Origin of the sequence: Streptomyces sp. NPDC017246, from assembly GCF_044331325.1 — a bacterium.
In the GTDB taxonomy this organism is placed as follows: Bacteria; Actinomycetota; Actinomycetes; order Streptomycetales; family Streptomycetaceae; genus Streptomyces.
This window is the reverse complement of record NZ_JBIRMW010000024.1, coordinates 37,555-62,823: the sequence shown is the minus strand read 5'-3', so window position 1 is coordinate 62,823 and position 25,269 is coordinate 37,555. Positions and strand designations below refer to the sequence as shown.

Genomic DNA, 25,269 nt, shown 5'->3' with positions numbered 1-25,269 from the left:
GCCTGGGCGTAGACCCCAGCCTCGGAGAAGACGACGACGTAGTCATTGCCGCTTCCGTCCTTCATCGAGGCCAACTCTCCAAACGGTGCCCAGTGCGTGTCATACGAGTAGTCCGCTACCACGCCGAGTTCCTGGCCGAAGCGCGGAATCATGCGAACCGGTTGATCGACGAGTCCATGCGGTCCTGGGAGGGTCCGGCGGCTGATGTGGAGGACGCTTGAACGGCGTTCTGGCCCGGAAAATGCCCCGGAACACCTGGTCAGGGCTGGTATACCGGTGGGGCATATCGGGAGTGAGTGTGCATTTCGCTTGACGATCCAGTCGCATACGGAGAGGGACGCCTGACGCATGTTTCACCAGGTCAGACGCCCCATTCCCTACCTCTAGAAGAACCCGAGCTTCTTCGGCGAGTAGCTCACCAGCAGATTCTTCGAGTGCTGGTGGTACACGCCTCGCGTGATCGCTGACCAGCGGAAACGGCCGCGACTCGGCCAGGTCGCGGGTGGCCGGTCCGCATGTGGTCCGGATCTTGGTCGGCAGGGCGAGGGGTTGCACCCCGGAACTCGATTCCGACAAACGCCACGACCATCTGCGCTACCGCATCGACACCACCTGCGCCGGGTTCGCCCGGGCGGCGGCTGCGCTGGGTCGGGTGGTGAGCCGTACGCCGCCCTCCCTTGCGGGCTTATGCCGGCCGGGCGCCCTTGTGGACGGGCGGACCGTCGACGTCGAGGGTGAGGGTGCCGTCCGGGTCGTACGCGACGCGCGAGCCAAAGCCGCGGCCGAGCCGGCCCAGGATCTCCTGAAGCCATCGGCAGTCTTCCACCGATGCCCTTTGAAGCCGCATTCGCCGGCTTTGGAGGGGCACGACGTGCAGTTCGCGGAGCCTGCCGGTGTCGGGCGCGAGCGAGGGGAAGTAGAGCAGCCGCAGGTCGTCCCGGTAGTTCTCGTATCCGGTGATGCCCTCGTAGTCGTTGACCAGGTCGCCGCAGCCGTAGGCGATGAGTCGGCCCCGGTACAGCTCCAGCGGCCGGGGATGGTGCGAGGAATGCCCGTGGACCACGTCCGCGCCGCCGTCGACGAGCGCGTGCGCGAAGCGGACCTGGTCGCGGGGGACGGTGTAGCCCCAGTTGGAACCCCAGTGGATCGAGGCGACGACGATGTCGCCCGGTCGTCGCGCCTGCCGGATCCGGGCGACCACCGCGGCCGCCGCGGTGTCCGAGGCCTCGGGCACGTAGTCGATCCCGCTTCGGTCGGCCGTGGCGGCCCAGCTTGGCGGGATTCCGCTGGACGGCATGCCGAAGGAGTGGACCAGGATCCGCCGACCGCCCTCGACGGGGACGCTCGCCGGCCGGCGGGCCCCCTCCGCGTCGCGTCCTGCCCCCGCTGAGGCGAATCCGGCGCCCGCCAGTGCGTCGAGGGTCTCCGCGAGCCCGCGGCGGCCGAAGTCGAGGACGTGGTTGTTCGCCAGGACGCACACGTCGGGACGGGCGGGGGTCAGGCAGGGCAGGTTGGCGGGATGCATGCGGTAGTGGACCGCCTTGCCCGGTGCGAAGTCGTCGCTCCGCGTGATGCCGGTCTCCAGGTTGATCACCACGGCGTCGGGCGCGGCCCGGTCGAGGATCCGCAGTGTGTCGCCCCAGGGCCAGGAGAAGTCGACCGGGCGGGGAATCGGGCCGTTCGCGGCCTCCGCCAGCTCGACGTAGGACCGGGCGTCACGAACGTACGTCTCCGCCAGCGCGGGATCACCGGGGTGCGGAAGTATCTGGTCGACACCCCGCCCGAGCATCACGTCGCCGGCGAGGCACAGCGTGATCGGATCACCCTGCATCCGTCCAGGCTAGAACCCTGCCACCGGGATGTCACGGGAACCGATCGGCGAGTGTGGTCATCCCCGGACAGGCCGCGGCGATCTCTCCCACAGGGTCGTTTCCTTCGGACGTAGGTTTCCGGGGTCGTGGAAGAGGTCGTCGCGGCCGCTCTGTGATGGTGAGGACATCCCCGCTGCGCGGGTGCTCCTGGTGAACCTGCACCTCGCGCCCGGTGAGGCCGCGCGCGATGCTGATCACTTCGAGGAGGGAGGCGCCCGAACCACCGCCCACGTTGATCACGCCCTGCGCCGTCGGGACGGTGGCCGCAGCGATGGTGGCCGAGACCGCATGGTCGACGTACGTGCAGTCCCGGCGCCGGTGACCGTCACCGTACAGACCGGCCGTCAGGTCGACGATGACCTGCGCCTCGCTCCCGGCGACGAAGGCGGCGAGATGGGCGTCGGTCGCGGGCGCCCTCGTTCCTTCGAAGAGGGTCCGGCCCGCGATGGTGAGGGTGAGCTCGCCGACCCCGCCCGCGCCGAACCGGTGTGCACCGCTGTCGCGCGGGGTGAAGGTAACGGCGATCTCGAAATCCGCGCCCGCACCGAGGCGCGCACACACCCTCCTCACGTACGTCGAGCTGCCGCTGATCGCGGACCGGATCCGGGACGCGGACGGTCGGGCCGCGGAGCTGCGGCCCATCTTCGCTCGCCTCGCCGGGGTCCACACGGCACTTTCCGGTCCGGCGTCAAAGGCCGCGTCCGGTCCGGACTGCGTCTGCACGACGGACGGCCCGGCGCCGACGACGGGTCCGGTGCCGCTCACGCTGTCCCCGTTCCGGCCTGCCGAGGCGCAGACTCCGGAGGAGGCGTGGCGGCAGGGCCGCCGCCGGCACCGTCGCCAGTGGGAGTCCGATACGGGAGGACGAGTCCACCGCGTTCCGACGGTCCTCGACCCTGCTCGCCACGCGCCCCTCGACGGTTCGTTCCACCGCGCCGCGCTCGCCATCCGTCACCGTGGCACGCTCGAGTCCCACTCCCTCCGACCCGCGCGGCGAGCGCCGGCCTGGAATGGTCTGAGACACTGGTTACGACCCGCTGTCTCTCCGAGGGGAGGGCACCGCATGTCCCTCCCGGTGACCGTCGGTGTGGACGGGTCGCCCGAGAGCATCGCGGCCGCGGAATGGGCTGCACACGAATCGGAGATCCGCGGCGCGCCGCTGCTCATCGTGCACGCGGACGAGTGGGCGGGAGCGGCGTCGCCGGGTGTCGGCCCTGATGCGCGGTGCCGCCGGGCCGATGAGCTGCTGGCCGAGACGGCGGAGTGCGTGCGACGGCAGCATCCCGCTCTTGAGATCGATACGCGGCAGCTTGCCGGACCGCCCGCGACAGCCCTGGCCGGTGCGGGTGCGGAGGCAGACCTCCTGGTGCTCGGTTCACGCGGCCTGAGCGGTCTCAGAGGCTTTCTCCTCGGCTCGGTCGGCATGGCGGCGATCGTCGCCACTCCGCGTCCCGTCGTGCTCGTACGGGTGCCGGGACGGTTCACCGTTCCCGTGCGGTCCGCCGTGGCCGGTTCCTCGCGAGACGTGCGAGACGTGGTCGTGGGGGTGGACATCGATCAGTTCTTCGACCCGCTGCTCGACTTCGGATTCCACGAGGCCGCCGGCCGGGGTGCCCGCCTGCTCGCGCTGTATGGATGGTCGATTCCGCCCGTGGTCCGCGATGCCTCGGCCCTTGTCGCGGCGGAGCGGGAGATGGGGCCCGACATCGCGCGTCGCCTTGCGGCGGATCTGCGGCCCTGGCGGCTGAAGTTCCCCTCCGTGGACCTCGTGGAGCGACCGTGCGTGGGCGGCCCCGCGCAATTGTTGTTGCAGGCGGCGGAGAACGCGGAACTCGTGGTCGTGGGCCGACGTATGCGCAGGGGGGCCCTGGGCGCGCACGTCGGGTCCGTCGCTCATGCGGTGATCCACCACTGCGCCGTACCGGTTGCGGTCATCGCTCATGAGTGACCAGGCGGCCAGGACGCCGGGCCCGTGAACACCCTGGTGGCGGTGCCGAGCGCCCTGATGGCAGCCCTGTGTTTCGGGGTCGGGTCGGTGCTTCAGCACGAGGCGGCACGACGAGCACCCCCGCAGAAGGCCCTGCGTCTGCGGCTTCTGTTCGACCTGGTGCGTCGGCCGATGTGGCTGGTGGGGACGGTACTGTCCATCCTCTCGTTCGCCTTCCTGGCTCTGGCCCTGGCCTTCGGGCCGTTGGTCCTGGTGCTGCCGCTTGCGGCGACCGATCTCGTCTTCGCCCTGCCGTTGCTGGCTCTGCGGCGCGGGGAACGACTGAGCCGTTCCGAGGTGACCGGAATCGTCTGCACGGCGGGAGGCGTGGCGGTGTTCCTCGTGGCGCTCCCGCACGCTCCCTCGGGAACCTCGGCCGCGGCCGTACGCGACTGGGCGCTGGTACTCGTGGCTGTCGTCGGCGTGGTCGTACTGCTGGCCGCCGTGGGAGCGAGCCGGCCGGGTCCGGTGCGGACGGCCTCGTACGCCGTCTGCGCGGCCGCGATGCTGGCTCTTCTCGACGCTCTGACCAGGAGCACGGCCGACCTGGTGCGGACAGACGGCTTCGGGGCGCTTTTCCACTGGGAACTGTATGCGCTGATGGCCGTCGGAGTGACGGCTCTGGTGCTCTCGCAAAGTGCCTTCCAGGCGGGTTCCTTGGCCATCAGCCTGCCGATCATCGACACCCTGGAGCCGATCTGCGCCGTGGCCATCGGCATGGCTGTCTTCGATGAGCAGCTCGCCGTCACGGTGTGGGCCCTGACGGTGCAGATGGCGGGGGCAGCGGCGGCGGTGATCGGGATCGTGCTCCTGGGACGATCGTCGCTGGCGACGGACTGACGCGCCTCAGTCGTCGATGTCGTCACTGTTCGTCCCCATGGGCGTTCGCTCCGGGGCGGCTCCCGCTCGGCTGATCGCTGCGGTTCCGGGTGGGCGCGTCGACGGGCCGGCATGCGGCCTGGCGCGGGTGTGCGGGCGGAGGCCCAGTGGCGGCACTGCTGTCGTTTCACGGTGCGAGGGAGAGTAGTTCTCTTCTTCCCGGGTGAAGTGCAGGTGCAGGACGGTGTTCAGGCCGTAGAGGCAGGAGCGCAGGTCGTCGAGTTGTTCGGGGGCCAGGCCGCTGCTTGTGCGGGCGAGCTGGAGGTGGGCGGTGATGCGGCGGTGGACGACGCCAGCGGTGTGGATGGCGGCGAGTGCCCGGGCGGTGCCGGAAGCGTTTGGAGGCGCAGGAGGGGCCCAGTAGTGGGCGGCCGCGCCATAGCCTGGCGAACTCGGGGCGATCCAAGCCGGAGAGGCAGGCCCCGCGTCCACTCCTGGCCCTCGTCCTCGCTTGTCCCCGCGCGCCGCCTGCCCATCGCGCCGGAGACGTTGCTGCCGGTACTGCCCGTCACCCTGGTGCGAGGCTGGTCAGGGTGCTGACGAAGGTGGTGGCCAGCTGGTACGCCCATTTACGGGAAGGCGTGCGGGGCACCGGGGACGACTGCGGGCCGGTACGGCACTCATGGCACGCGGCGAGTTCTCATGCACGGGTCTGGAACTTGGTCTTCACCTCTGGGCGGAGTGATCGGGCCACTTCCGGGTCGAAGGGCTCGGTGCTGGGGGTGAGCATCGCTGCGGCGGCCACGGCCACCCCCAGCGCGCTGGCGCTGACGGGATCGTCGCCGACGGTCAGCCGTGTGGCGATGGCGGCCACCATGCCGTCGCCCGCCCCGGCATCGCTCAACGGCTCGCCGGGCAGCGGTGGCGCGTGCAGCTCGGTATGACCGTGGCCGATCGAGCACACCGCGCCCAGCGCTCCCACCGTGGTGACGGCGACTTCGGCGGCTCCTGTGGTGAGCAGGTGCTCGTTGACGGCTCGGGCGTCGTCGAGGCTGAGGATGTCCCGGCCTGTCAGGCTCGCGGCCTCTGTCCGGTTGCACCTGAGGAGGAAGACGCCTTCCGCGAGTGCTTCGCTGAGGGCCGGCCCGGAGGTGTCCAGAATCAGCCGGGCGCCGACTTGCTTGATGCGGCGGGCGACGACCGCGTAGAAGTCGGCGGGCAAGCCGCCGGGCAGGCTGCCGCTGGCCACGACGTACGGGCAATCGCCGGCGGCTTGTTCCAGGGCGTCGAGGCACCGCAGTCCCTCGTGTTCGCGCAGTCGTGGGCCGGGCGGCACGATGTGGTAGCTGTGGCGCGATGCGGTGTCGAACAGTACGAGTGCTTCGCGGGTCTCGTCGTCGATGTCGACGGCGACGTGGTCGACGCCATCTTCGTCCAGCAGTCGGTTCAGGCGCCGGCCGACCTCGCCTCCGGAGGTATGGACGGCGGTGGCTCGTCCTCCGAGCCGTACGACACCACGGGCGACGTTGATCCCTCCGCCTCCGGCGGCCACCGACCGGACCCGGGCACGGTTCTTGCCGATGCCCGTCAGGTGCCCGACCTCCCAGGCGAGATCGACGGTGGGGTTGATCGTGAGGGTGAGCACTGACGGCACGGCGGCCATACTTCGCGAGCCCCTTGCATTGTCGGTGTTCCCGGCTGGGGTGGGGGTCGGTGTTGCGGGGGCGCTCATCGTGGTACCCGGGCGGTCGCGCCCATCCGGGCTCGGCGTGCTGTCTGCTGGACATGGCCTTGCGTCATCGTGCCCACCTCCGCGGAAAGGGAGACAACTCGCTTCCCATGCTGGGGCAGCGCGAAGTCACCCGCATACCGGCCCGGCCCGCACCGCCCCGTATCCGGTACTGAGAGCCCCGACCCCGGCGCCGGGAAGGCGGACCTTGGCGGGCTGCCGTCCGGACGGGTCCCGTTCGGACGTTCGGCCGGGCTGTCGCCGGGCTGTCGCCGGGCTGGTGCGGGGGTGGTGGCCGAGCCAGCGGTAGGCGGTCAGATCGATGCGGTCGTTGATGAGGAACCAGAGCAGCGCGTGGGCCATACACCCCTCCCCTGCGGCCCGGCCGAGCGAATGGCCCTCGGCTTGACGGCGCACAGATGTCCGAACTGGGGGTCGTGTTTCCTGTGACGTGTTCCCCATGACCGCGGGGCCCCGGCGTCCGGCAGCGGATTGCGCCTACCGGATCGACTCGCTGGGGGCTCGACGCGAGCGGGGCTCCCGTCGTCGAGTGCAACTGCGGCACGGTCCGGGCGTCCTGTCCCGTCGACCGCAAGCAGGAGGAGCGGGAGAATGCCGTGTCAGCGATCTGCGCAAGGCGATGATCCGGGGAGGATGGCGGCGGGCCGATTTCCCGGAGCCGTCGAGCAGGCTCTGCATGCGTGTCAGCGATCTCCGTGTGCAGCTGTTTCGCCCGCACGGGACGCGACACTCCCTCCGCGGCCGGCGCAGCGCGGGCGGAACGGCGTCGCTCGAAAGGCCAGTCCTCGTCGACCATCGGCCGCTTGAGGTGCCCGCCGCCCGCGGCCCTCCGTTGCTGCTGCGCTCCCTGGGTCCCGACGATCCGATGGTGCCGTCGGCCGTTTCCCGTACGGCAAGGGCCGAAAGGGGGCCGTCGGGGCCCGGACGGCCCTGGCCGGAGCACTCGGCGCGTGCTTTCCTGAAGGTGAGGAGAGGTCCTCCTGGAAAGACGCGGAGGAGCGGACTTTCGAGCCGCGCACCGCGCAATCAGGATCCGCGAGAAGCGGATGGGCCCCTCCTCCCGTCGTTCCCGCGTAGTGATGTCCGGGCGGACCACGGCCGGGACCGACCGGCCCTACCACGCCTCCCCCCCTCCCGTGTGAGCGTGGCAGCAAGGCATCCCACATCCCGAAAGGCGGTGGGGGCCATGGAGACGCCCCTCGTGGTCGGAGTCGACGGTTCCGACACCAGCCTCACGGCGACCGACTGGGCTGCGGACGAAGCCGTCCGTCTGGGAGTCCCGTTGCGTATCGTGAACGCCTCGCGGTGGGAGTGGTACGAGGGCTCTGTGCCGGCCTGGAGCCTGAATCGGCCTTCCGGCCAGGTGCTCGCCGAGAACATCGCCGCCACTGCGGCCGAACGTGCCCGGCGTCGCGCCCCGGGCCTGAAGGTCACGACGGACGTCCTCGTCGAAGACGCGGCGAGCGCTCTGGTGAAAGAAGGACGCTCGGCCGCGGCGGTCGTCGTCGGATCCCGGGGCCGCAGTGAGCTCGCCGATCTCCTGCTCGGCTCCGTCGGACTCATCGTGGCGGCCCGCTCCCACGGTCCTGTCATCGTCGTGCGCGGCGATCGGCATGCCCTGGAAGCGCGCCACCGGAGAGTCCTGCTCGGTATCGGCGAGTACGACGTGGACTCGCCGGCCGTCCGCTTCGCCTTCCGTGAGGCCGCTTTCCGGCAGGTCGAACTCGACGTCGTCCACGCCTGGCGGCGCCCGGCCCACGAACCGGTCGATCATCCCTTGCTCACCGGGGGTGCCTCGCACTACGAGGAGCAGCGGGCGACCGTGGTCCTCGACAAGGCCGTGGAGGCTGCCGTCCGGGCCTATCCGGAGGTGCGGCTGCGACGCACCACGGTCGAGGGCCCGGCGCACAAGACGCTCGTCGAGCGGTCGGTGGCGGCGGACCTGCTGGTCGTCGGAGCACGGCGCCGCGAGGGCCACGTCGGCATGGAGCTGGGCCGGGTCGTCCATCGGGCCCTCCACCACGCCGCCTGCCCGGTCGCCGTCGTCCCGCAGGGCCACGGCGCTTCGACCAGGGGTGAACGGTGATGGCCGGCGCCACCCCGCACGCTCGCGGCGACATCGGCCGCCGGGTCGCCGCCCGGCGTGAGGCTCTCGGCCTGACCAGGGAAGAGGTGGCCGAACGCGCCGGTTCGGCACCGAGCTACATCCAGTACGTGGAGGAGCGGGTGGCCACGCCTGGCATCTCCTTCATGACCCGCCTCGCCAACGCCCTGGAGTGCACCGTCCAGGACCTGACCGGGTATACGGCCGAACTACCGGACGGCGCCGGCCGAGCAGGACGCGATGCGCGGCTCGCCGAGCTGGACGAGCCGGAGTGCCGGCGTCTGCTCGGCACCCACGGCGTCGGGCGGATCGTCTTCACCACCGAGGACGGACCTGCGGCCTTCCCCGTCAACTACCAGATCGATCACGGGGAGGTCGTCTTCATGACGGCGCCGGGCGCGGCGGTGGTCCGTACGGACGGGAAGGAGATCGCCTTTGAGGCCGACCACGTGGACGAGGCCTTCAGCCAGGGCTGGAGCGTGCTCGTCGTGGGCCAGGTCCGCCGCGTCACCGAAGCGTTCGCCACCCGACGGCTGCAGAGCTCGGCACGCAGACCCGTATCCATGGCCTCGAACAGCTCGGAGTCGTGTACGAGGTCGAGCACGGTGTCGGTGTGCCAAGGGCCGGGTGTGAGCAGCCGGCTGCCTTCGAGCAGAGCAGCGGACCGCAGTGCGTCGAGAACCGCCTGCGGGACGCGTTCGTCGGTGTAAGGGAAGCGGCTGGTGTGGCGGCGGCGCAGCACCGGCTGAAGGATGGCGAGGGCGTCGTCCATGACGGGGTCGGTGGCCTTGCGGAGCGTCACCTCCGCGAGGAACAAGGGGCTGTCGGGGTCGGGCAAGTGCCGTACGGACGTCCCCCAGCCCCGCCAGGCCGCCCCCACCCGCATGTTGAGGACGGCGGCACCACACCCCAGGTGGAGGGCGCGGTGCTGAGGGTCGGCTTCTGGCAGCGTACGCGCGGGGTCGCCGTACACCTCGATGGTCTCGCCGTTCACCCGGTGGAGTAATCGCCACGGCTGGGCGTTCTGCATGGAGGGGGCGGTCACCGAGTCCTCGACGAGCGAGGTCACCAGCGCCGCGTCGGGACGGTGGAGCGTCATGGCGGTTCGTCCTCTCCAGTGGTGGTTCGCTACGGAACCGGCGAGGTGGTCACCACCTCTCACCTTCCGCGCGGCTGCTGTCGCTGGAACAGGGCCGAACGGTCCTGGGCCATGGCCGAACGGTGCCGGCGTTCCGGAGGGTGGCAGGTGCAGAGGTCTGAGGAACCTCGCCGAGCGCACGGCAATCCTTGGGCGGTGAGGCCGGTGCAGCCGAGAAAGCCGTCCGGCACCCGGCTGGACGGTAGGTGATGCCGCCACGGTGACTGTCGGTGTCAGAGGTGTGGCGCGTCGTGCTCGTGTGCCCCGGCGGCGATCACCGCGGCTTGCACGCGCCGCTCGACGCCCAGCTTGCCGAGGAGACGTGAGATGTGGTTCTTGACCGTCTTCTCCGACAGGTACAGACGCTTGGCGATCTCATGATTGGTCAGTCCCTCGCCGACCAGGTCGAGCACCGCGTGTTCGCGCTCCGTCAGCACGGCCAGGCGTTCGTCCTCTGGCGGCTTCCCGGCCTGAGGGCCGCGCAGGGTGCTCATGAGGCGAGCCGTAGTGGCTGGATCCAACATCGACGCGCCCGCGGCCACCGTCCGTATCGCCGCGACCAGGTCGGAGCCTTTGATCTGCTTGAGGACGTAGCCGGAGGCCCCCGCCATGATCGCGTCCAGCAGAGCCTCCTCGTCGTCGAACGAGGTCAGCATCAGACAGGCGAGTCCCGGTACCCGGCAACGCAGTTCGCGGCACACCGAGACACCGTTCCCGTCCGGCAGCCGTACGTCGAGAACGACGACATCGGGTCGCAGCGCAGGCCCGCGGGCCAGTGCCTGCTCGGCCGACGAAGCCTCCCCGACCACCTCCATGTCCGGCTCGTCGTTGATCAGGTCACGCACGCCTCGGAGTACGACCTCGTGGTCGTCCACGAGGAAGACCCGGGCGGGTGGAGTGAGGACGTCGGCCATGCCGGACCCCAGTCGACGGACGGCGAGAAGCTGTGCCCCGATTGTCTCAGGAGCATCGGTCGCGCACACGGCGGAAGCGGCCCGCTCGGCCGTCGTCGCCCGGCCGCAGCGGTCGGAGCGAGGGGCGCCGCCAAGGTGCCCCCTGATGCCCAGGTCATCGATCATGTGGTGCGGCCCGCCCGTGCCGTCGGGCTGTGAACGAACCCGACGGGCGCGGGTGCGTTCCTCTTCGTCGGGTGCCACTCTTGGAGGGCGTCTGTCTCCGCTCACCGCGCGCACCGGATCTCCGTGAGCCCCGCAGCTCGACTCCGGGACAGCCGAGGGGCCATCCGATCGGCGTGGCCGAGTGGCGTCGTTCCGCCACGGACGGGAGGACCTCGTGATCATCAGTCACAGCGTGGACGGAGACATCCTCCGGGTCACGATCCATCGCGACCTGGACATCACCAACCGCGCTGCGGTCGCGCGTGCGCTCCCGGCCTTGGTCCAGGCGCACCGTCCCACGCGGGTGCTCGTGGACGGCCCGCTGACCGAGCCCTCGCCCGCTACTCTGAGTGCTCTCGTCCGAACCCACCATATCTGCAGGAATGTCGGCGTCGACTTCGTGCTCACCGGGCTCGGTGCCGACGCCCAGCGACTCCTGGACGCGAGCGTCTCGTGAGCGGCCGGCATCCAGGGCGGCATGCACGGGTGGCGCTCGGGGAGGGGCCGAACGGGTTCCCACAGGGGCCGATCGGGCCCTCACGGTCTGTTCCCCGGCTCGTATCGTGAGATGCGCGGGGCGAAGACCCCCTCTCCTCGCCCCGGTCTTCGGGTCGTCCACAGGCACGAGAGGTGTCCTGGGAAGGGGGAGAGAACAGTGGGAGCTCTGAGCACCCCTGTCGACCGGCCTCAGGGGCTCTACGACCGTGAGGCCGAGTGGGACAGGCTTGTCGCGTTCGTCGACGATCCGCGTCCCAGGCCCGCGATCGGTGTCGTCACCGGTCCACGAGGGCACGGCAAGTCGTTTCTTCTCAAGGCCCTGGCCCGTGCGACGGGCGGGTTCTACTTCAGCGGCCAGGAGGCCGCTCAGGCCGAGACCCTGCGCGCGCTCGCCCAGCAGTACGCGCGCCGTGCCGATCTCGCACGGGCACCTCACTGGACGGGATGGAGGGACGCGCTGCTCACGCTGGCGGCCGAGGGGCGTGGCCCGACCGCGTTGGTCGTCATCGACGGATTTCCCGAGGTCGTGCGGCAGAGCCCAGGGCTCCCGGCCACGATCAACGAGGTGTGTCATCAGCTGGGTGACGGCCCAGGAAGTTCCTCCCGGCTCCGGCTGCTGCTCTGCGGCAGTACGACACCGGTGATGAGCCGGCTGCTCAGTGCCTCCGACAGGTGGGTGGACCAGGTCGTGGAGATGGCCCCCCCCGGACTACCGGCAGGCACGAGAAATGTGGGCGATCGACGACCTCGCGCTCGCGCTGCGCGTACACGCCGTTGTCGGTGGCAGCGTGGCTTTCCGCTTCGACCCCGCAGGCGAACGACCTCCCGCCGGCTTCGCCGACTTCGACCGGTGGATACGCGAGTGCGTGCTCAGCCCGCGCCTGCCGCTGTTCTGGAAGGCCGGGCACATCCTGGACCGGGTACCGGACAGTTGGGACGTCGCCGCATGCCACTCCACCGTGGCCGCGCTCGCCGCCGGCCGTTCCACGCCCGGTGAGATCGCCGATTTCCTCGACCGGCCGGCGACGGATGTACCGCACATCCTGTCCCACCTCGAAGAGCGCGGCTTGGTACGCGGCGAGCCCGACGCCTTCCAGCCTGGGCTGATCCACTACTGCATCGCCGAACCGCTGCTGGCCTTCGACCACGCCGTGATCCGCCCTCACCGCTCCGACCTCGTGGACGCGGGTGCCACGGAGATCGACGAGATCTGGCGGCAGGCCCGGTCCGTGTTCGAAAGAGACGTGGCGGGCCCGCATTTCGCTCAGATATGCCGGGAGTGGGCGGCCCGGTTCGCTGCGGCGGAGCTCTTCGGAGACGTGCCGGAATCCGCACTGCCGGGCTCCCTGCCCCATACCACCGGTGAGGCGGCGATCATGGACGTCGTGGTGCGCGGCCGATCAGGCCGCCGCCCCGGTCCGCTGCTGTCGATCGGCTTGGTCTCCTGGTCGCACCCCATGGACACGCCCCACCTCGAACGGCTGCGCGACCAGCGGGCGCACCTCGCCGCTCTCGGCGAGGACGCCGGCCAGACCCGCCTCGCCTGCTACGGAGCCGCGGGCTTCGGACCGGCGCTGAGGGACGCCGAGGCGAACGGGGAGGTGCTCCTCGTATCACCCGAGCAGGTGTACGGCGACGGACCGTGGCCGCGCACCGCGGAGGAAGGAGGACGTCCGTGACCGACAGGGCACAGCCGCCCTCCACACGGGAGACCGGGGCCAAGGTCCGGTCCGGTGATCGATGACCACCGGCTCGTCGGCGAGATCAGCGAGGCGGATCTCGCCAGGCACCGGGACGAGCAGCAGGTCGGGAAGTTCGTCGAGGCCGTCTGCTCCTGACAGGTCACGGCCCCCGACACTGTCGGCAGGGACGTGGCTGGTCCTCGGGGGAGCGAGGGATTCGGGGACCAGCCCCGACCGTGTGTCGACACGCAGCCAGCCACCGGCTCCGGGCTGCGGCGGGTCGACTCGCGTCGCCGGTCCACGACATCAGGAGGATCTGCCGGTCGGTTTCCTCTGTGGCCGTCGAGCGTCGCCGGGGTGAGGCTTGACATGGGGGCTGAGCGGAGGAGCGCCGTGAGTGGTCTGGTGATCGTGGGAGCGGACGGTTCGGCGTCGAGCCTTGGCGCCGTCGAGGCGGCGGCCAGGGAGGCCCGGTGGCGAGATGCGGGGCTGCGGATCGTCCATGCCTTCCACTGGCCGGTGGCGCGTATGCCGTTGTGGCAGGCCCTGCCGATGCCGGCCGAGGGCGAGATCCGGAAGATGTCGGAGGGCCTGCTGGCTGAGGCGGTGGAACGGGCCAGGACGGTGGCGCCGTCGGTGGATGTCACCGATGCCGTGGTGGTCGGGGAGCCGGTGACGGTGCTGGAGGCACAGTCGCGTGCGGCGGAGCTGGTGGTCGTCGGGTCCCGGGGCATGGGAGGGTTCGTGGGACTGCTGGTGGGCTCCACGGCGGTGCACCTGGCAGCGCACGGCCGATGTCCCGTGCTCGTCGTGCGGGACCGGTCGGAGTCGACCGGGCCGATCGTGCTGGCGGTCGACGGCTCTCAGGCGGGTGCGGCAGCGGTGGATTTCGCGTTCGCGGAGGCCGCGCTGCGCGGTGTGGGCCTCGTGGCCCAGCACGTCTGGACCACGTGGAACGCCCCTATGCCCCCGCCGCAGGATCCAGCCGAACCGTATGCGAGCGGTCCGGGCATGCTCGCCCAGGCCGAGGAGCGTCTGCTCGCCGAGGCGCTCGCGGGTCACCGGGAGCGCTACCCGGACGTCCCAGTCGAGCTCCGGGTGACTCGCGGCGGCACTCGTGAGGCTCTGATCGAGGCAAGCGGCACCGCGCCACTCCTGGTCGTCGGCGCACGGGGACGCGGTGGTTTCGCGGGCCTGCTGCTGGGCTCGGTGAGCCAGGCGGTGCTGCACCACGCGCACTGCCCGGTCACCGTGGTGCACCAGCCTGGTGCGCGCTGATCCAGTGGCTCGCTCCGGCGTCGGTCCGGACGACCCGCCCCCGGCCCAGGTCGTGGTTCGAGGCGACAGCTGGAGCGGGGGGGGCGTGACTGGAAGCGAAGTGGGAGAGAAGGTCGCCGAATGCGACTTCGGGCCTTCCTCGCACGGTTCCGGCTTGTGGGCGCGCCCGGTGCGGCCGTCGTCGCTGTGCCCGCCGACCGGACGGTCGATCCCGCCGCAGAACTCGGTCCGGTGCTTTCCCGGCTCACGGGCGTCCAGGAGGAGGCGTCGGAGATCCGCGCCAGAGCCGGGGGCCGATTCCGCAGACGCCGTCCGTCGGGTGCTCGCCGCCTCGCTCCGGGATCACCGCCCGGATGCCCCTGCGCCGTAGGGGCTGGCGGATCGCCCGGGACGAGTACGCATTGTCCGCGATGACCGCCTCGGGCCTGCGGCGGGACCGTCCGGCGCCGGCCCGGGGCACCCTCACCTCGTCCATGACCTCGTCGAAGACGGTGGAGTCGTTGACGTTGCCGGGCGTGACGCCGACGGCCAGGGGCAGGCCACGGCCGTCGCAGACGAGAGGGACCTTCGTGGTCAGCCCACCGCGGGACCGGCCGAGCGCCTCGCCAGCCGTCGCGCATCCCGGATCTTCCGGTTCGCCCCCTGCCGCCGCCCCTTTTTACGGGCTCCGGCGGCGTGCTGGTGGGCTCGGTCGATCGTGGAGTCGACCCAAACCATCCACTCCACGACTCCGACCCAGTCGTCCCGGACCTGGACCTGCTCCAGCAGGCGGGCCCAGGTGCCGTCCGCCTCCCAGCGGGCGAACCGCTCATAGACCGTCTGCCACGGCCCATAGCGTTCCGGCAGGTCACGCCACGGAGCACCGGTCCGCAACCGCCACAACACCCCGTCAATGACCTGTCGATGATCCCGCCACGGACGACCTCGCCCGTCAACACCCGGCAACAACGGCGCTATCCGCTCCCACGCCGCATCCGTCAGCTCACCACGACCCACCACAAGATCAACTGTCAGACACGTCCTAGACGCCCGACGCATGCCTGCATCGGCTGGCCCCGACGGCTTTCCGCCGCAGGTCCCACAGCAAGGAAGCAGGGCTCCGGACGCAAGCTTCCGTGATCGAGCATGTGGGGAACCACAGCGTCATGTGTCACTGTGCGTCATGGCGGAGCGTGGAGCCACCCGACGCACGCGGACCTTACCGCACGCCGCCGCTGAGCCACCGGCGGCGGACGAGCGGCCACGGGGCCGGGCGGCGGCGATACAGGCCCTGTCGGCCCTACCGTACGGCGGCTCCAGTGGGGCAGCCTCGCAGTGGGACCGGGAAACGGTTCTGCGCCACAGACGCCCGGCTCAGGTGATGCTTCGTTCTGACGGGCGCTCGCCGCAGCGCATCCTGCTTGGGAGCGAGACATGACCATTCTGATCACCGTCGTGGTGGTGCTGGTCGTCCTGGTATTGATCACGCTCGCGATGGCGGTACGTATCGTCCGGCAGTACGAGCGGGGAGTCCTCTTCCGGTTCGGCCGGCTGATCGGCACGCGCGAGCCCGGGCTGCGGTTCATCATCCCGTTCGTCGACGTCCTGCACCGGGTCTCGCTGCGCATCGTCACTATGCCCATCCAGTCCCAGGGCATCATCACCCAGGACAACGTCAGCGTCGATGTCTCGGCCGTGGCCTACTTCCGTGTGGTCGACGCGGTCAAGTCGGTCGTCGCGATCGAGAACGTGAACTCCGCGATCAACCAGATCGCCCAGACCACTCTGCGCAAGGTCGTCGGGCAGCACACGCTGGACCAGACGCTGTCCGAGACGGACCGCATCAACCTGGACATCCGTCAGATGCTCGACGTGACCACTACGGAGTGGGGTGTCGAGGTCACGCTGGTCGAGCTCAAGGACATCCAGCTGCCGGAGTCCATGAAGCGCGCGATGGCCCGACAGGCCGAGGCCGAGCGGGAGAAGCGCGCCAAGATCATCAGCGCCGAGGGGGAGTCCCTCGCCGCTGCCGCCCTGGGTGACGCCTCCGACACGATGATGGCTCACCCGCTCGCCCTGCAACTTCGCAACCTGCAGAGCCTGATCGAGATCGGTGTGGACAAGAACACCACCGTGGTCTTCCCTGCACCGCTGATGAGCACCATCGGGGACCTCGGCGCCTTCCTCGCCCGCGAAGCGACCGCCGCCACGGCGCGGCCCGCCCCCAAGCCCGTATCGGCATTCGACCTGGGCAAGCCGGCCGGCGCAGCGGCACCGGACGAGGTGGCCGAAGCCAAGCGTTTTGCGTAGGCGCGAGCACGCGGTCACCCACGGCACGCGGTGCCCCCGACGGCGGGGCCGGACAGATCCCGGAGCAGGCCGAGAACGAGGAGTTTGTCCGCAGACGCCGGCCTCCGTAGAGGGGACGCGGCGACTGTGGACCCGTCACGCATCTGACGTTGGGAGAGCACCATGCGGCCGACGTTCGTTCTGGGACGGATCGCAGGGGTCCGGATCGGAGTCCACTGGAGCGTTCTGCTCATTTTCGCCGTGATCGCCCTCGGGCTCGCGGAGGGCCGTCTGCCCGAGGCGCACCCGGGCCACGGCTGGCCGGCGTACTGGGCTGCAGGGATCCTGACCGCCGTGGTCTTCTTCGCTTCTCTGCTCGCGCACGAGCTGGCGCACGCGATCGTCGCCCGGCGTAACGGGGTCGAGGTGGACGACATCGTCCTGTGGCTGCTCGGCGGTGTGGCACGGCTCAAGGCGGAGGCGCCGAACCCGGCGGCGGAGCTGCGGATCGCGGGCGTCGGTCCCCTGGTCAGCCTCGTTCTGGGCGGGCTCTTCACGCTTGCCGCGTGGCTGCTCGACACGACGGCCGCGCCGGGGCTGGCCGTCGAGGCGCTGGCCTGGCTCGCGGCGATCAACATCCTGCTGGCGGCGTTCAACATCGTTCCGGCCGCTCCGTTGGACGGCGGGCGCCTGCTGCGTGCCTTCCTGTGGTGGCGTACGGGAGACCGGCTGCGCGCGACCGCGGGCGCGACGGCGGCCGGTCGCGCTTTCGGCTGGTTCCTGACGGTGGTGGGACTGTTCCTGTTCGTGCGGGGAGACGTCTTCGGCGGACTGTGGCTGGCGATGATCGGCTGGTTCCTGGTTGCCGCGGCCACCACGGAGGGGCAGCAGGCACAGCTGCGTGCCGTTCTCGCCGGCATTCCGGTACGGCAGGCCATGACACCGGATCCGGTCACGGTTCCCGTCGGCCTCACGGTGGCGGCCTTCCTGGCCGACCCGCACTACCGGTTTCGCCATTCGGCCTTTCCGGTGACCGGCGACGGCTCCGCGCCCGTCGGCCTCATGACTCTGGACTTGGCCAGGAAGGTGCCGGAGGACCGGCAGCACGCCGTGACGGTGGAGCGGGTCATGCTGCCGCTGACGGAGGTCACGGTCGTCGGCGCGGACGATCCCCTGGCGGATCTGCTGCCGCGCATGCAGCCGGGCGCCGAGCATCGGGCCCTGGTGCTCGACCGGAAGAGGCTGGTCGGCATCGTCTCCGCGTCGGACGTCAGCCGCACGGTCACGTGGCTGATGACGAGCGTCCCGCGCGGCCGCGGTGGAGGCCGGGGTGCGTAATGCCCCTACGTCGGCGTGCAGAGGTCCGGCGAACGCGTGCACTGTCCTGCCGATGGATCAGGAAACGCCGATCCTGCACATGGGACGTCGGCCTCTGCGTGTCCGGACTCATGCGACCTAGGAGGCGATCACGGAAGAGCCGCAGGCAGTCCGGGCTGATGCGGCGGCCGCCTGCGCAGCCCTCCGGAGAGGACTTCCCGAGTCCTACTTATTCCGCTTAGTGCCGCCGCCTTCGCGGCGGATCCCAGACACGGAGGCAGAACCATGGCATTTGTACGCGTCCTGTACGCCTCCGAGCATCACTCGACGCAGGAGATCGCCTCACGGATCGGCGCTCGCCTGAGAACTCACGGTCACCATGTCGACGTGCGGGAGCTGGCCTCGGCCCTCGGCGGGCAGGGGCTCCCGCGGGCTGACGCGTTCGTCATGGGGAGCGCGGTTCATGACGGAGCCTGGCTGCCGACGGCGGAAGCCGCCGTCCGGGTCGGCGCCGAGGGGTTGCGTGAGCAGCCGGTGTGGATGTTCAGCGTCGGGATGTCCGCCGCCCTGCCCAGGCTCTTGCGCCTGCTGGCCGACCGCGCCGTGCAGCCGCGTGTCGCCGCGCTCGTCGACGTCGTCCTTCCCCGGGAGCATCGGCGCTTCTCGGGCGTGATCCGGCGCGAACACCTGGACCGCAAGGGGGCTGTGCTCTTCCGTCTGCTCGGCTGTCGTTACGGAGACCACCGGGACTGGGCGGCGGTCGAGGCATGGGCGGACGACATCGCAAGGCAGCTCACGGCCCTGCGCGCACGCGGCCCCGCAGACTGACGGCCTCCCACGGCCGACCGGCCCTCGCGGAGGGCAGGTCGGCCAGCACGGTGTTCGCCCGCTCACGCACCGCCTTCCGCGAGGGAGGCGAGTGCGGCGTCGAGGCGGCGGGTAGCCTCGTCCGCGACCGGGGTCATGGCGTCGACGCCGGTGAGAGCGACCATGGTGGAGGGGTCGATCGCCTGCACGATCACCTGGTCGCCGTCGGTGCGGACCACGACATTGCAGGGCAGGAGCAGCCCGACCGAGCGGTCGGCGTCCAGCGCCTGTCGGGCGAGCGGGGGATTGCACGCCCCGAGGATCAGGTAGGGCTCCATGTCGTGGTCGAGCTTCGCCTTGAGCGTGGCCTGGACGTCGATCTCGGTCAGGATGCCGAAGCCCTGCTCCCCCAGTGCACGGCGAACGGCCTCCACGGTCGCCTCGAAGGTCCCCGCCGGCTTGACGGTGCGGTCGTACGGCATGCTCTCCACCTCACTGTTCCGATGATGACGACCTCGTCGGGCACATGTCCGGCCCCGGTCGTCGTGCTGCTGTACGGGCGGCCCGGGCCGGGCCGCGACCAACAGCATGATGCCCTGACCGCACTCGTCCGGAGGCGAACCACCCCGGCGGTGGCAATGCGGTTCGCTCCGGCTCTTCTGTTCGCCGCCTGCCCGTACGCGGACTCGACAGGGGCGTCGCACATCGATGGCGTACGGCGTGGTCCGGCGCTGCCGCTTTCGATGTGACGGACCGCCGCCGCCCGCCTTCCCCGCCGGCGGACCCGCGATGTACGGGTCGCGGTTCACCTCCGCGAAACGATGATTCTCAGGACTGATCGTGCTGCGAGTCGTCGTCGCACCGATCCGGTAGGCGGACCTGTCAGCCCCAGGGAAGGGCCGTTCGGCCCGCTGCGAGTCTCGTGGATCGAAGGAAGACTGGATGACGAGTGAGGACTGGTGGCTGGAACCGAGCTCCCCGGCCTGGTGGCATCGAAGGGACCCGCGTACGACGGGCCACTGGCCCCTGCACATGGCATGAAAAGTCCCCGGGGCAAGCAGCCCCGGCGGTCCGGCCGGCTGATGAACCCCTGCCCGACCAGGAGATGTGGGGGCATGCCGGCCACGCGAACTCCTCCTCGCAGCGGAGGTCACCATGAAACGAATGGCGTCACAACCCCTCGTGGACGTGCAGGTGGAGACCCGGGGTGGTGTGTCCGCCGAGGACGCCGACTATGCCCGGGACAAGGTGCGGGCCGTGTTCGGCCAGGCACCGGGGCCGGTGCTCTTCGCCCGGGTGAAGCTGACCCGCTACGCGAACCCGGCGATGGAGCGGCCCGTGACGGCCCAGGCGAATCTCGACGTCAACGGCAAGCCCGCCCGCGCACACGTGGCGGGCAGCAATGCCACGGAGGCGGCCGATCTCCTGCGGGACCTGCTCGAAGTCGTGCTGGCGCGGATGGCGGAGCACTGGGAGGCCCGACGCGGCCGAACGCATCCGCCGGGAGCCGCCCACCCATGGCGGCACGGTGACGAGCCCGCCCATCGCCCCGACTACTTCCCGCGCCCGGCCGAGGAACGCGAGGTCGTCCGGCACAAGGCGTTCGCCCTCGCCTACGAATCGCCCGACGAGGCGGCCGATGACCTGGAGAGGTTGGACTACGGCTTCCAGCTGTTCACCGATGCCGGATCGGGCCAGGACAGCGTCCTGTACCACTCGGACCCGGCGGGATACCGGCTGGCGCAGGTGCATCCGCAACCTGACCTGATCGGCCCGGTTGCCGTCCCGCTGACCGTCAGCCCGGCCGCCGCCCCTCGCATGCGTGTCACGGAGGCGAAGGAGCGCCTGGACGTCACCGGCTGGCCGTTCGTCTTCTTCGCCGACGCCGACACCGGCCGCGGGAACGTCCTCTACCACCGCTACGACGGCCACTACGGCCTCATCACCCCCACTGCCCGCGAGCCTTCCACCACAGCGGCCTGACCCGCACGAGCCACCGTGCTGTCCCAGGCGCGGACGCCATGACCGCATCTGGGGATATCGCCATGAAAGAGCATGAGAAGTTCGCAGCGGGTGCCGAGGCGAGCCGTGCCCGCTCGGCTGGCGGCCCGACGAACAGCAGCGGCAGGACGCCCTGCTGCGCTACGTCGGCGCGATCGCGAACGTGTCCGCCGCCAAGACATCTCGGCCCGCTGCCCAGGCACCCCGTACCGCCCTCCTCGTACGCGATCTGATGACCGCGCCCCCGCCGCCGGGGACACCACCCTGCCCGGCATCGTCCGCGCGCTGTCGGAGCACGAGACGGGGTCGCTGCCCGTCGCCGACACCGACGGCCGGGTCACGGGTGCCGTGTCCGAGGCCGACCTGCTCGCCGCGGTCGCCGCATGGACGCACCGGCCCAGCGCGGCGAGCCAGGTACGGGAGACCAGGCCCACGGCCGAGCCGGGCGAGGAGACGGCCGAGACCCTCATGACCAGCCCTGCCGTCACCGTCCAGCCGGACACGACGGTCTCCGAGGCCGCCTGGCTGATGGCCCTGTCCCGACTCAAGCACGTTCCCGTGGCGGAGCCGGACGGGCGGCTGGTGGGCTCCGTTCACCGGCACACCCTGCTGGACGCCCTGCTCGGGGACGACGTGACCATCCTCGAGGGCGTGCGGGGCCGCATCAGGCAGGTGTTCCCCGAGGTTGCCGACACGGTGGAGGCCACGGTCCAGCAGGGAGTGGTCCGCCTTCGTGGCTCCGTGACGGGCGACGAAGGGGGGCGGCTGCTCGCCGAGGTGAAAGGGCTCGACCCGATGACCGACGTCCTCGACGAGTTGACGGTACGCGACGGCTGAGCACCGGTGGGTGGGGGGACCCGCACACGATTCTTGAAGCGGGACGCTCACCCGCGATCCGCCCTCTTCTTCGAATCCGGGAACCGCCTCGCCTGGGGGCCGTCTTTCCGTCAAGGGAGTCGTCCGGTGATCACATCAGTCCTTCTCTCAGGCCGGCATCTGTCGCGCTCGGCGAAATCCGGCCCTCCGTGTGAGCCGCCCAAGCCGTCGGAGCCCTCGCCGAAGCCCTCGTGGACGCGCTGGCTGCTGCCCATCGCCACCTTGGTCCTCCTGCTCATGGTCCTGCTGCGCTTCCCCTCCCAGCAAGGCGCGACGCTGTCGTACAGCGACTTCCTCGGCAGAGTGGGCACCGGCCAGGTCAAGACGGTCGACATCAAGGACACGGGCGCGATCAGCGGAACCCTCAAGTACGGCGGGAAGTTCACCCCCCGGATCCCCACGGCCCTGGACAACAGCCGCCTGGAGCAGCAGTTGCAGTCCGGGAAGGTGGAGATCACCGCCACCCAGATCGCCGTCCACATGGTCCGCGAATTCGGCCTGTCCTCGGCCCTGGGCCCCGTCGGGTACGGTTCCGGTGCCCCCGGTTACCTCGGGGCGACAGCGCCGAAGACGCGCTGCGGCGGCCCTACTCCGAGCAGACGCAACGCGTCGTCGACAAGGAGACCGCCCGCCTGGTGCGCCAGGCCGAGGAACGCGCCACGGCCCCGCTGCGGTTGCCGTGCCCGCCGTGGCTCCGGAACCGAGGCGCCGAGTATGTATCCCGCGTTCCCGCTGGTCGGTGGTGCGTTGTCCGGCTCGGCGCACTGGTCCGCACCGGTCCGGAGCTGGCGGCGCTCCGCCTCGTCGGCGGCCCAGGCAAGCGCCGTGCGTCTCCCCGTATCGGGGTCGAGGCCGACCATGATCGGGGGCGTCCTCCGTTGTCCGTCATGGCCGTCTCCTCCGGCAACAAGGTTGTGTCCGGGGTGTGTCCGAGCGGCTGACCACGACCCAGGGCGTAGCAGAGCCGAGTCACAGGCGACTGCTCTGAGGCGATCCGCTGCGGTACGAGGTGCGGTCGGTCCCAGGGACATGCGCGTACGCGATTGCCGCCACGCACACGCCGGTGCGGGCCACGACGGCCCGTGCCCGTGCCGTGCTGCCTCCGTAGTGAGCTTGGTCGGCCATAGGCAAGCACCACCGCTCGGGTCGGGCCCCGGCAGCGCGTGCCCCGACGGTCACCGTCCATAGCCAGTAGGCAACGGGTGGCGGGAGCCCGCAGCGAGCCAGGACTTCGGGGCGTATCGCCTGGCTCCCCGACGGCGCGACCGCAGGGCCACGGTGCCGGGATGCTGGAACCGGGCGTCGATCGACGGAGCCTTGCTCGCCGTGGCCCCACACACCGATGCGGAACGAAACGCTGCCGCACGTCAATCAGCGGTGACGCGGGTGCCGATATCGCGCCCTTCGCAGATCGCCGCCATGGCACCTGCCGTCGCGGCATCGAAGGACATGCACGACCAGGCCCTGCTCCTCGGCCAGCACGACGGCAGCGGTGTCCAGCACCTTCACCCTTTGCTCCAGCGCCTCCCGGTAGGTGGGACGCACGTACCGTTTCGCGTCCGGATGCGTCTTCGGATCGCTGTCGTAGACGCCGTCCACGCCGCGCGCTTGGCGACCAGCAGCGCATCGGCCGACAGCTCCAGGGATCGCTGCACCGCTGCGTAGTCGGCCGTGACATACGGCTGTCCGATGCCTCCGGCCAGCAGCACGATCCGGCCGTGCCCCAGGTGCCGGTCCGCACGCAGCCGGATGAACGGCCCGGCGAAGCTCTGCATCGGGACGGCCGTCATCACCCGTACGTCCGGTTCGCCGCGCGCGGTTCTCCCTCCCTGCACCGTAGGGTAGACAGAGGAAGGCCGCCGAGTTCGACCCGTGCTGCACACGCTCCGCGACCGACTCACCGTCGACGTGGCCGCCCACTTCGCCGCCCAGCTCCCCGACCTGTTGCGGGGCGCGTACTACGACGGCTGGGATCCCAGCACCGTACCGGTCAAGTACGACCGCGGAGGCTACGTCAACCGCTTCGTCCATGAGGTCAAGGTCACTGCCGAGAAAGTGCCCCGGATCGCTCCTGTCGTCACCGGCGTCGTACGCGAGCACGTCTCGCCCGGACACCCGGAGGCTGCACTGGAGCAACTCCCGCACGACATCCGAGCAATTCTTCTCCAGCCGACCGGCTGATCGGTGCTGCGGGTCCGCGCCTGCTGGCATGGCGTCAACTGTGCGGAAGTCCGAACCGCTCGAACCCCACTCGGGGTGACTTGCCCGCCTCCGGGCGAGCCCTGCGGAGGCGGGCAGCCGCAGTCCGGCCCTTGTGACCGAGGAGGCGATCGTGGAAGAGCAGGACGAGGTCCTGGCGCGGACGGTGGGCGCGGTGATGCGCCCCGCCATGGTCACGGTCGACGTCGGTGAGACGGTGCTCGTGGCGTGGGAGCTGTTGGAACGGTCGGGGTGCCGTCACCTTCCGGTGGTGCGTCCGGACGGTCGCTGTGCCGGCTTGCTGGAGAGGGCTGATGTGGCGGTCGCGTGTGGTGCTCCCGCCGTTTCGCTGTCGGAGGTTCGGGTGGATGAACTCCTTCGGGGCCACGGGCCGGTGCTCGTGCACGTGGAGCAGACCGTACGCCACGCGGTCGACATGATGACGTACACCGGCGCCGATGCCCTTCCGGCGCTGGCCGAGGACGGGCATCTTGCCGGGGTGCTGACGGCGGTCGACATCGTCGCGGCCCTGGCCGGTCATCCGGTGCGGGAGGAGTCGGCGGACCGGCGTCCCCGGGCCGGCACGGTGTTGCCCGGGCTGCCGCCCCGGCGGGGCTACCGTGGCACGGCCTTTCCCTGACTGCCGGACGCGACGCGCGAGGGAGACAGGGGCGTGAAGGGACCGGACCCCGCGGCTGGCCGCAGTGGGTTTCGCGATGTGCCGCATACGGCGGATCTGCGGGTGGAGGCATGAGCCCCCACCCGGGAGGAGTGCCTGGCGCAGGCCGTACGAGGCGTCTGCGCGTCGTTCCTGGACTTGACGGGGGCGGAGGGTGTCCGCCGGCGGGACGTGGAAATACGGGCGGAGCGGGACGAGGACGTGCTGGTCGCGCTCTTGGACGAGGTCGTCTACCGGCTGGACACGGAGGGCGAGGTCCCGGTCGACGTGGAACCCGCCCCCGTCGACGGCGGCGTGAAGGGCGTCTTCCAGATGGCCGATGAGGCGGGTGGTGGGATGGCCGATGATGCCGACGTGGGGGTCCTCGCAGGCGCGGACGAGCCGACGGATCACCGCCTGCCGGTCGATGCTGAAGTGGGAGTGCACCGAGGTGACGCAGAGGTCGAAGCCAGCGAGGAACGCGTCGGGCCCGTCCACGCTCCTGCCCGGGGCTCCGTTGAGCTCGGTGCCGTGCAGGAGGCGCATCCGATGGTGCCTGCGGTCCAGTGCCCGTACGCGTTCGTGCTGGTCCAGGACCTTCTCGTCGGTCATGCGCTGCACGGACAGGTCCGGAGCGTGGTCGGTGACCGAGTAGGGGGATCCGTGCCACGTGAACCGCCGTGTCGAATCGGCGGGGTGGCCGCCACGGACATGGACGCCGGCGGAGTGATCTCGCCCGGCGGCGTCGGCTTCGACAGCTCGTGCCGCGTACGGCTGTTTGCCGCCGGCATCGACCGCGGCCCGCTGGCCCCATGGATGCGGCGCCTGATGGACATCCTGGGTGACACCGTCCCTCGCGGCCTGGGACCGGGCGGGCTGTGGAAGCTGTCGGGCGCTC

The 25,269-nt window shown here is 70.6% G+C and carries 23 protein-coding genes and 6 pseudogenes; 19 read left to right on the top strand and 10 right to left on the bottom strand.

The window, feature by feature from the left end; translation table 11 throughout:
• Nucleotides 1-685: 685 nt before the first annotated feature.
• Together ACH4MY_RS36205 and ACH4MY_RS36200 are read right to left on the bottom strand one after the other, a co-directional pair.
• Nucleotides 686-1,831 (bottom strand): CapA family protein, encoded by a 1,146-nt coding sequence (locus tag ACH4MY_RS36205; RefSeq protein WP_398008806.1) that lies wholly within the window; start codon nucleotides 1,829-1,831, stop codon nucleotides 686-688.
• A gap of 31 nt (nucleotides 1,832-1,862) precedes the next feature.
• The gene (locus tag ACH4MY_RS36200) at nucleotides 1,863-2,513 is read right to left on the bottom strand and encodes a hypothetical protein (RefSeq protein WP_398008805.1); all 651 of its coding nucleotides are present in this window, start codon (nucleotides 2,511-2,513) and stop codon (nucleotides 1,863-1,865) included.
• Nucleotides 2,514-2,934: 421 nt separating this feature from the next.
• Here ACH4MY_RS36200 and ACH4MY_RS36195 point away from each other — a divergent pair, with 421 nt between their 5' ends.
• Together ACH4MY_RS36195 and ACH4MY_RS36190 are read left to right on the top strand one after the other, a co-directional pair.
• A complete protein-coding gene (locus ACH4MY_RS36195; RefSeq protein ID WP_398008803.1) occupies nucleotides 2,935-3,819 on the top strand; it encodes a universal stress protein in 885 nt (294 codons plus the stop codon).
• Nucleotides 3,820-3,843: 24 nt separating this feature from the next.
• Nucleotides 3,844-4,698 (top strand): DMT family transporter, encoded by an 855-nt coding sequence (locus ACH4MY_RS36190; RefSeq protein WP_398008802.1) that lies wholly within the window; start codon nucleotides 3,844-3,846, stop codon nucleotides 4,696-4,698.
• Nucleotides 4,699-5,377: 679 nt separating this feature from the next.
• Here ACH4MY_RS36190 and ACH4MY_RS36185 read toward each other — a convergent pair.
• Together ACH4MY_RS36185 and ACH4MY_RS36180 are read right to left on the bottom strand one after the other, a co-directional pair.
• A complete protein-coding gene (locus ACH4MY_RS36185; RefSeq protein ID WP_398008800.1) occupies nucleotides 5,378-6,340 on the bottom strand; it encodes a 1-phosphofructokinase family hexose kinase in 963 nt (320 codons plus the stop codon).
• A 195-nt stretch (nucleotides 6,341-6,535) separates the two neighbouring features.
• The gene (locus ACH4MY_RS36180) at nucleotides 6,536-6,769 is read right to left on the bottom strand and encodes a hypothetical protein (protein WP_398008799.1); all 234 of its coding nucleotides are present in this window, start codon (nucleotides 6,767-6,769) and stop codon (nucleotides 6,536-6,538) included.
• Nucleotides 6,770-7,613: 844 nt separating this feature from the next.
• Here ACH4MY_RS36180 and ACH4MY_RS36175 point away from each other — a divergent pair.
• Together ACH4MY_RS36175 and ACH4MY_RS36170 are read left to right on the top strand one after the other, a co-directional pair.
• Nucleotides 7,614-8,513, top strand: a complete 900-nt coding sequence (locus tag ACH4MY_RS36175; protein WP_398008797.1) for a universal stress protein — start codon at nucleotides 7,614-7,616, stop codon at nucleotides 8,511-8,513.
• Nucleotides 8,513-8,710: pseudogene (locus ACH4MY_RS36170) on the top strand (helix-turn-helix domain-containing protein); the annotation flags it as partial. The gene ACH4MY_RS36175 and the pseudogene ACH4MY_RS36170, both read left to right, overlap by 1 nt.
• 30 nt (nucleotides 8,711-8,740) lie before the next feature.
• On the opposite strand, the gene ACH4MY_RS36165 reads toward ACH4MY_RS36170, so the two are convergent.
• Nucleotides 8,741-8,899, bottom strand: coding sequence for a hypothetical protein (locus ACH4MY_RS36165; RefSeq protein ID WP_398008838.1), 159 nt, complete (start codon nucleotides 8,897-8,899; stop codon nucleotides 8,741-8,743).
• On the opposite strand from ACH4MY_RS36165, the gene ACH4MY_RS36160 reads away from it, so the two are divergent.
• Complete coding sequence (locus ACH4MY_RS36160) at nucleotides 8,840-9,241, top strand: pyridoxamine 5'-phosphate oxidase family protein (protein WP_398008835.1); 402 nt, start codon at nucleotides 8,840-8,842, stop codon at nucleotides 9,239-9,241. The genes ACH4MY_RS36165 and ACH4MY_RS36160 overlap by 60 nt on opposite strands.
• A gap of 661 nt (nucleotides 9,242-9,902) precedes the next feature.
• Here ACH4MY_RS36160 and ACH4MY_RS36155 read toward each other — a convergent pair.
• The gene (locus ACH4MY_RS36155; protein WP_398008795.1) at nucleotides 9,903-10,583 is read right to left on the bottom strand and encodes a response regulator; all 681 of its coding nucleotides are present in this window, start codon (nucleotides 10,581-10,583) and stop codon (nucleotides 9,903-9,905) included.
• A gap of 379 nt (nucleotides 10,584-10,962) precedes the next feature.
• Between ACH4MY_RS36155 and ACH4MY_RS36150 the strand changes: the two genes are divergently transcribed.
• The 4 genes and pseudogenes from ACH4MY_RS36150 to ACH4MY_RS36135 all read left to right on the top strand — a co-directional run bounded on the left by ACH4MY_RS36150 (nucleotide 10,963) and on the right by ACH4MY_RS36135 (nucleotide 14,245).
• Nucleotides 10,963-11,244, top strand: coding sequence for an STAS domain-containing protein (locus ACH4MY_RS36150; RefSeq protein WP_398008793.1), 282 nt, complete (start codon nucleotides 10,963-10,965; stop codon nucleotides 11,242-11,244).
• Between the two features lie 21 nt (nucleotides 11,245-11,265).
• Nucleotides 11,266-11,796 (top strand): annotated as a pseudogene (locus tag ACH4MY_RS36145) (AAA family ATPase); the annotation flags it as partial.
• Between the two features lie 217 nt (nucleotides 11,797-12,013).
• Nucleotides 12,014-12,964: a hypothetical protein gene (locus tag ACH4MY_RS36140; RefSeq protein ID WP_398008836.1), complete on the top strand. Its 951-nt coding sequence runs from the start codon at nucleotides 12,014-12,016 to the stop codon at nucleotides 12,962-12,964.
• A gap of 396 nt (nucleotides 12,965-13,360) precedes the next feature.
• Nucleotides 13,361-14,245: a universal stress protein gene (locus ACH4MY_RS36135; RefSeq protein WP_398008791.1), complete on the top strand. Its 885-nt coding sequence runs from the start codon at nucleotides 13,361-13,363 to the stop codon at nucleotides 14,243-14,245.
• A gap of 322 nt (nucleotides 14,246-14,567) precedes the next feature.
• On the opposite strand, the pseudogene ACH4MY_RS36130 reads toward ACH4MY_RS36135, so the two are convergent.
• Nucleotides 14,568-15,244: pseudogene (locus ACH4MY_RS36130) on the bottom strand (IS5 family transposase); the annotation flags it as partial.
• Between the two features lie 414 nt (nucleotides 15,245-15,658).
• Here ACH4MY_RS36130 and ACH4MY_RS36125 point away from each other — a divergent pair.
• The 3 genes from ACH4MY_RS36125 (at nucleotide 15,659) to ACH4MY_RS36115 (ending at nucleotide 18,658) form a co-directional block, all read left to right on the top strand.
• Nucleotides 15,659-16,534, top strand: a complete 876-nt coding sequence (locus ACH4MY_RS36125) for a slipin family protein (protein ID WP_398008789.1) — start codon at nucleotides 15,659-15,661, stop codon at nucleotides 16,532-16,534.
• Nucleotides 16,535-16,696: 162 nt separating this feature from the next.
• On the top strand, nucleotides 16,697-17,851 hold the full coding sequence (locus tag ACH4MY_RS36120) for a site-2 protease family protein (protein ID WP_398008787.1): 1,155 nt from the start codon (nucleotides 16,697-16,699) through the stop codon (nucleotides 17,849-17,851).
• Between the two features lie 264 nt (nucleotides 17,852-18,115).
• The gene (locus tag ACH4MY_RS36115; RefSeq protein WP_398008785.1) at nucleotides 18,116-18,658 is read left to right on the top strand and encodes a flavodoxin domain-containing protein; all 543 of its coding nucleotides are present in this window, start codon (nucleotides 18,116-18,118) and stop codon (nucleotides 18,656-18,658) included.
• 62 nt (nucleotides 18,659-18,720) lie between these two features.
• Here the strand turns inward: ACH4MY_RS36115 and ACH4MY_RS36110 are convergent, their stop codons facing one another.
• On the bottom strand, nucleotides 18,721-19,119 hold the full coding sequence (locus tag ACH4MY_RS36110) for a DUF302 domain-containing protein (RefSeq protein ID WP_398008783.1): 399 nt from the start codon (nucleotides 19,117-19,119) through the stop codon (nucleotides 18,721-18,723).
• Between the two features lie 682 nt (nucleotides 19,120-19,801).
• On the opposite strand from ACH4MY_RS36110, the gene ACH4MY_RS36105 reads away from it, so the two are divergent.
• From ACH4MY_RS36105 to ACH4MY_RS36095, 3 genes are all read left to right on the top strand, one after another.
• Nucleotides 19,802-20,620: a sigma 54 modulation/S30EA ribosomal C-terminal domain-containing protein gene (locus ACH4MY_RS36105; RefSeq protein WP_398008782.1), complete on the top strand. Its 819-nt coding sequence runs from the start codon at nucleotides 19,802-19,804 to the stop codon at nucleotides 20,618-20,620.
• A gap of 72 nt (nucleotides 20,621-20,692) precedes the next feature.
• Nucleotides 20,693-21,475: a CBS domain-containing protein gene (locus tag ACH4MY_RS36100; protein WP_398008780.1), complete on the top strand. Its 783-nt coding sequence runs from the start codon at nucleotides 20,693-20,695 to the stop codon at nucleotides 21,473-21,475.
• A 276-nt stretch (nucleotides 21,476-21,751) separates the two neighbouring features.
• The gene (locus tag ACH4MY_RS36095; protein ID WP_398008833.1) at nucleotides 21,752-22,702 is read left to right on the top strand and encodes an ATP-dependent metallopeptidase FtsH/Yme1/Tma family protein; all 951 of its coding nucleotides are present in this window, start codon (nucleotides 21,752-21,754) and stop codon (nucleotides 22,700-22,702) included.
• A gap of 183 nt (nucleotides 22,703-22,885) precedes the next feature.
• Here ACH4MY_RS36095 and ACH4MY_RS36090 read toward each other — a convergent pair whose 3' ends face one another.
• Nucleotides 22,886-23,113, bottom strand: coding sequence for a hypothetical protein (locus tag ACH4MY_RS36090; RefSeq protein ID WP_398008778.1), 228 nt, complete (start codon nucleotides 23,111-23,113; stop codon nucleotides 22,886-22,888).
• Nucleotides 23,114-23,386: 273 nt separating this feature from the next.
• Here ACH4MY_RS36090 and ACH4MY_RS36085 point away from each other — a divergent pair, with 273 nt between their 5' ends.
• The 3 genes and pseudogenes from ACH4MY_RS36085 to ACH4MY_RS36075 form a co-directional block, all read left to right on the top strand.
• Nucleotides 23,387-23,695 carry a DUF2267 domain-containing protein gene (locus tag ACH4MY_RS36085; RefSeq protein WP_398008777.1) on the top strand — a complete coding sequence of 103 codons (309 nt, stop codon included), beginning with the start codon at nucleotides 23,387-23,389 and terminating at the stop codon, nucleotides 23,693-23,695.
• Between the two features lie 151 nt (nucleotides 23,696-23,846).
• Nucleotides 23,847-24,353 carry an HPP family protein gene (locus tag ACH4MY_RS36080; protein ID WP_398008775.1) on the top strand — a complete coding sequence of 169 codons (507 nt, stop codon included), beginning with the start codon at nucleotides 23,847-23,849 and terminating at the stop codon, nucleotides 24,351-24,353.
• A gap of 135 nt (nucleotides 24,354-24,488) precedes the next feature.
• Nucleotides 24,489-24,602: pseudogene (locus ACH4MY_RS36075) on the top strand (archease); the annotation flags it as partial.
• A gap of 105 nt (nucleotides 24,603-24,707) precedes the next feature.
• Here the strand turns inward: ACH4MY_RS36075 and ACH4MY_RS36070 are convergent.
• Nucleotides 24,708-25,025 (bottom strand): annotated as a pseudogene (locus ACH4MY_RS36070) (DNA polymerase/3'-5' exonuclease PolX); the annotation flags it as partial.
• Between ACH4MY_RS36070 and ACH4MY_RS36065 the strand changes: the two are divergent.
• Nucleotides 24,921-25,199 (top strand): annotated as a pseudogene (locus tag ACH4MY_RS36065) (hypothetical protein); the annotation flags it as partial. The pseudogenes ACH4MY_RS36070 and ACH4MY_RS36065 overlap by 105 nt on opposite strands.
• Nucleotides 25,200-25,269: the final 70 nt, after the last annotated feature.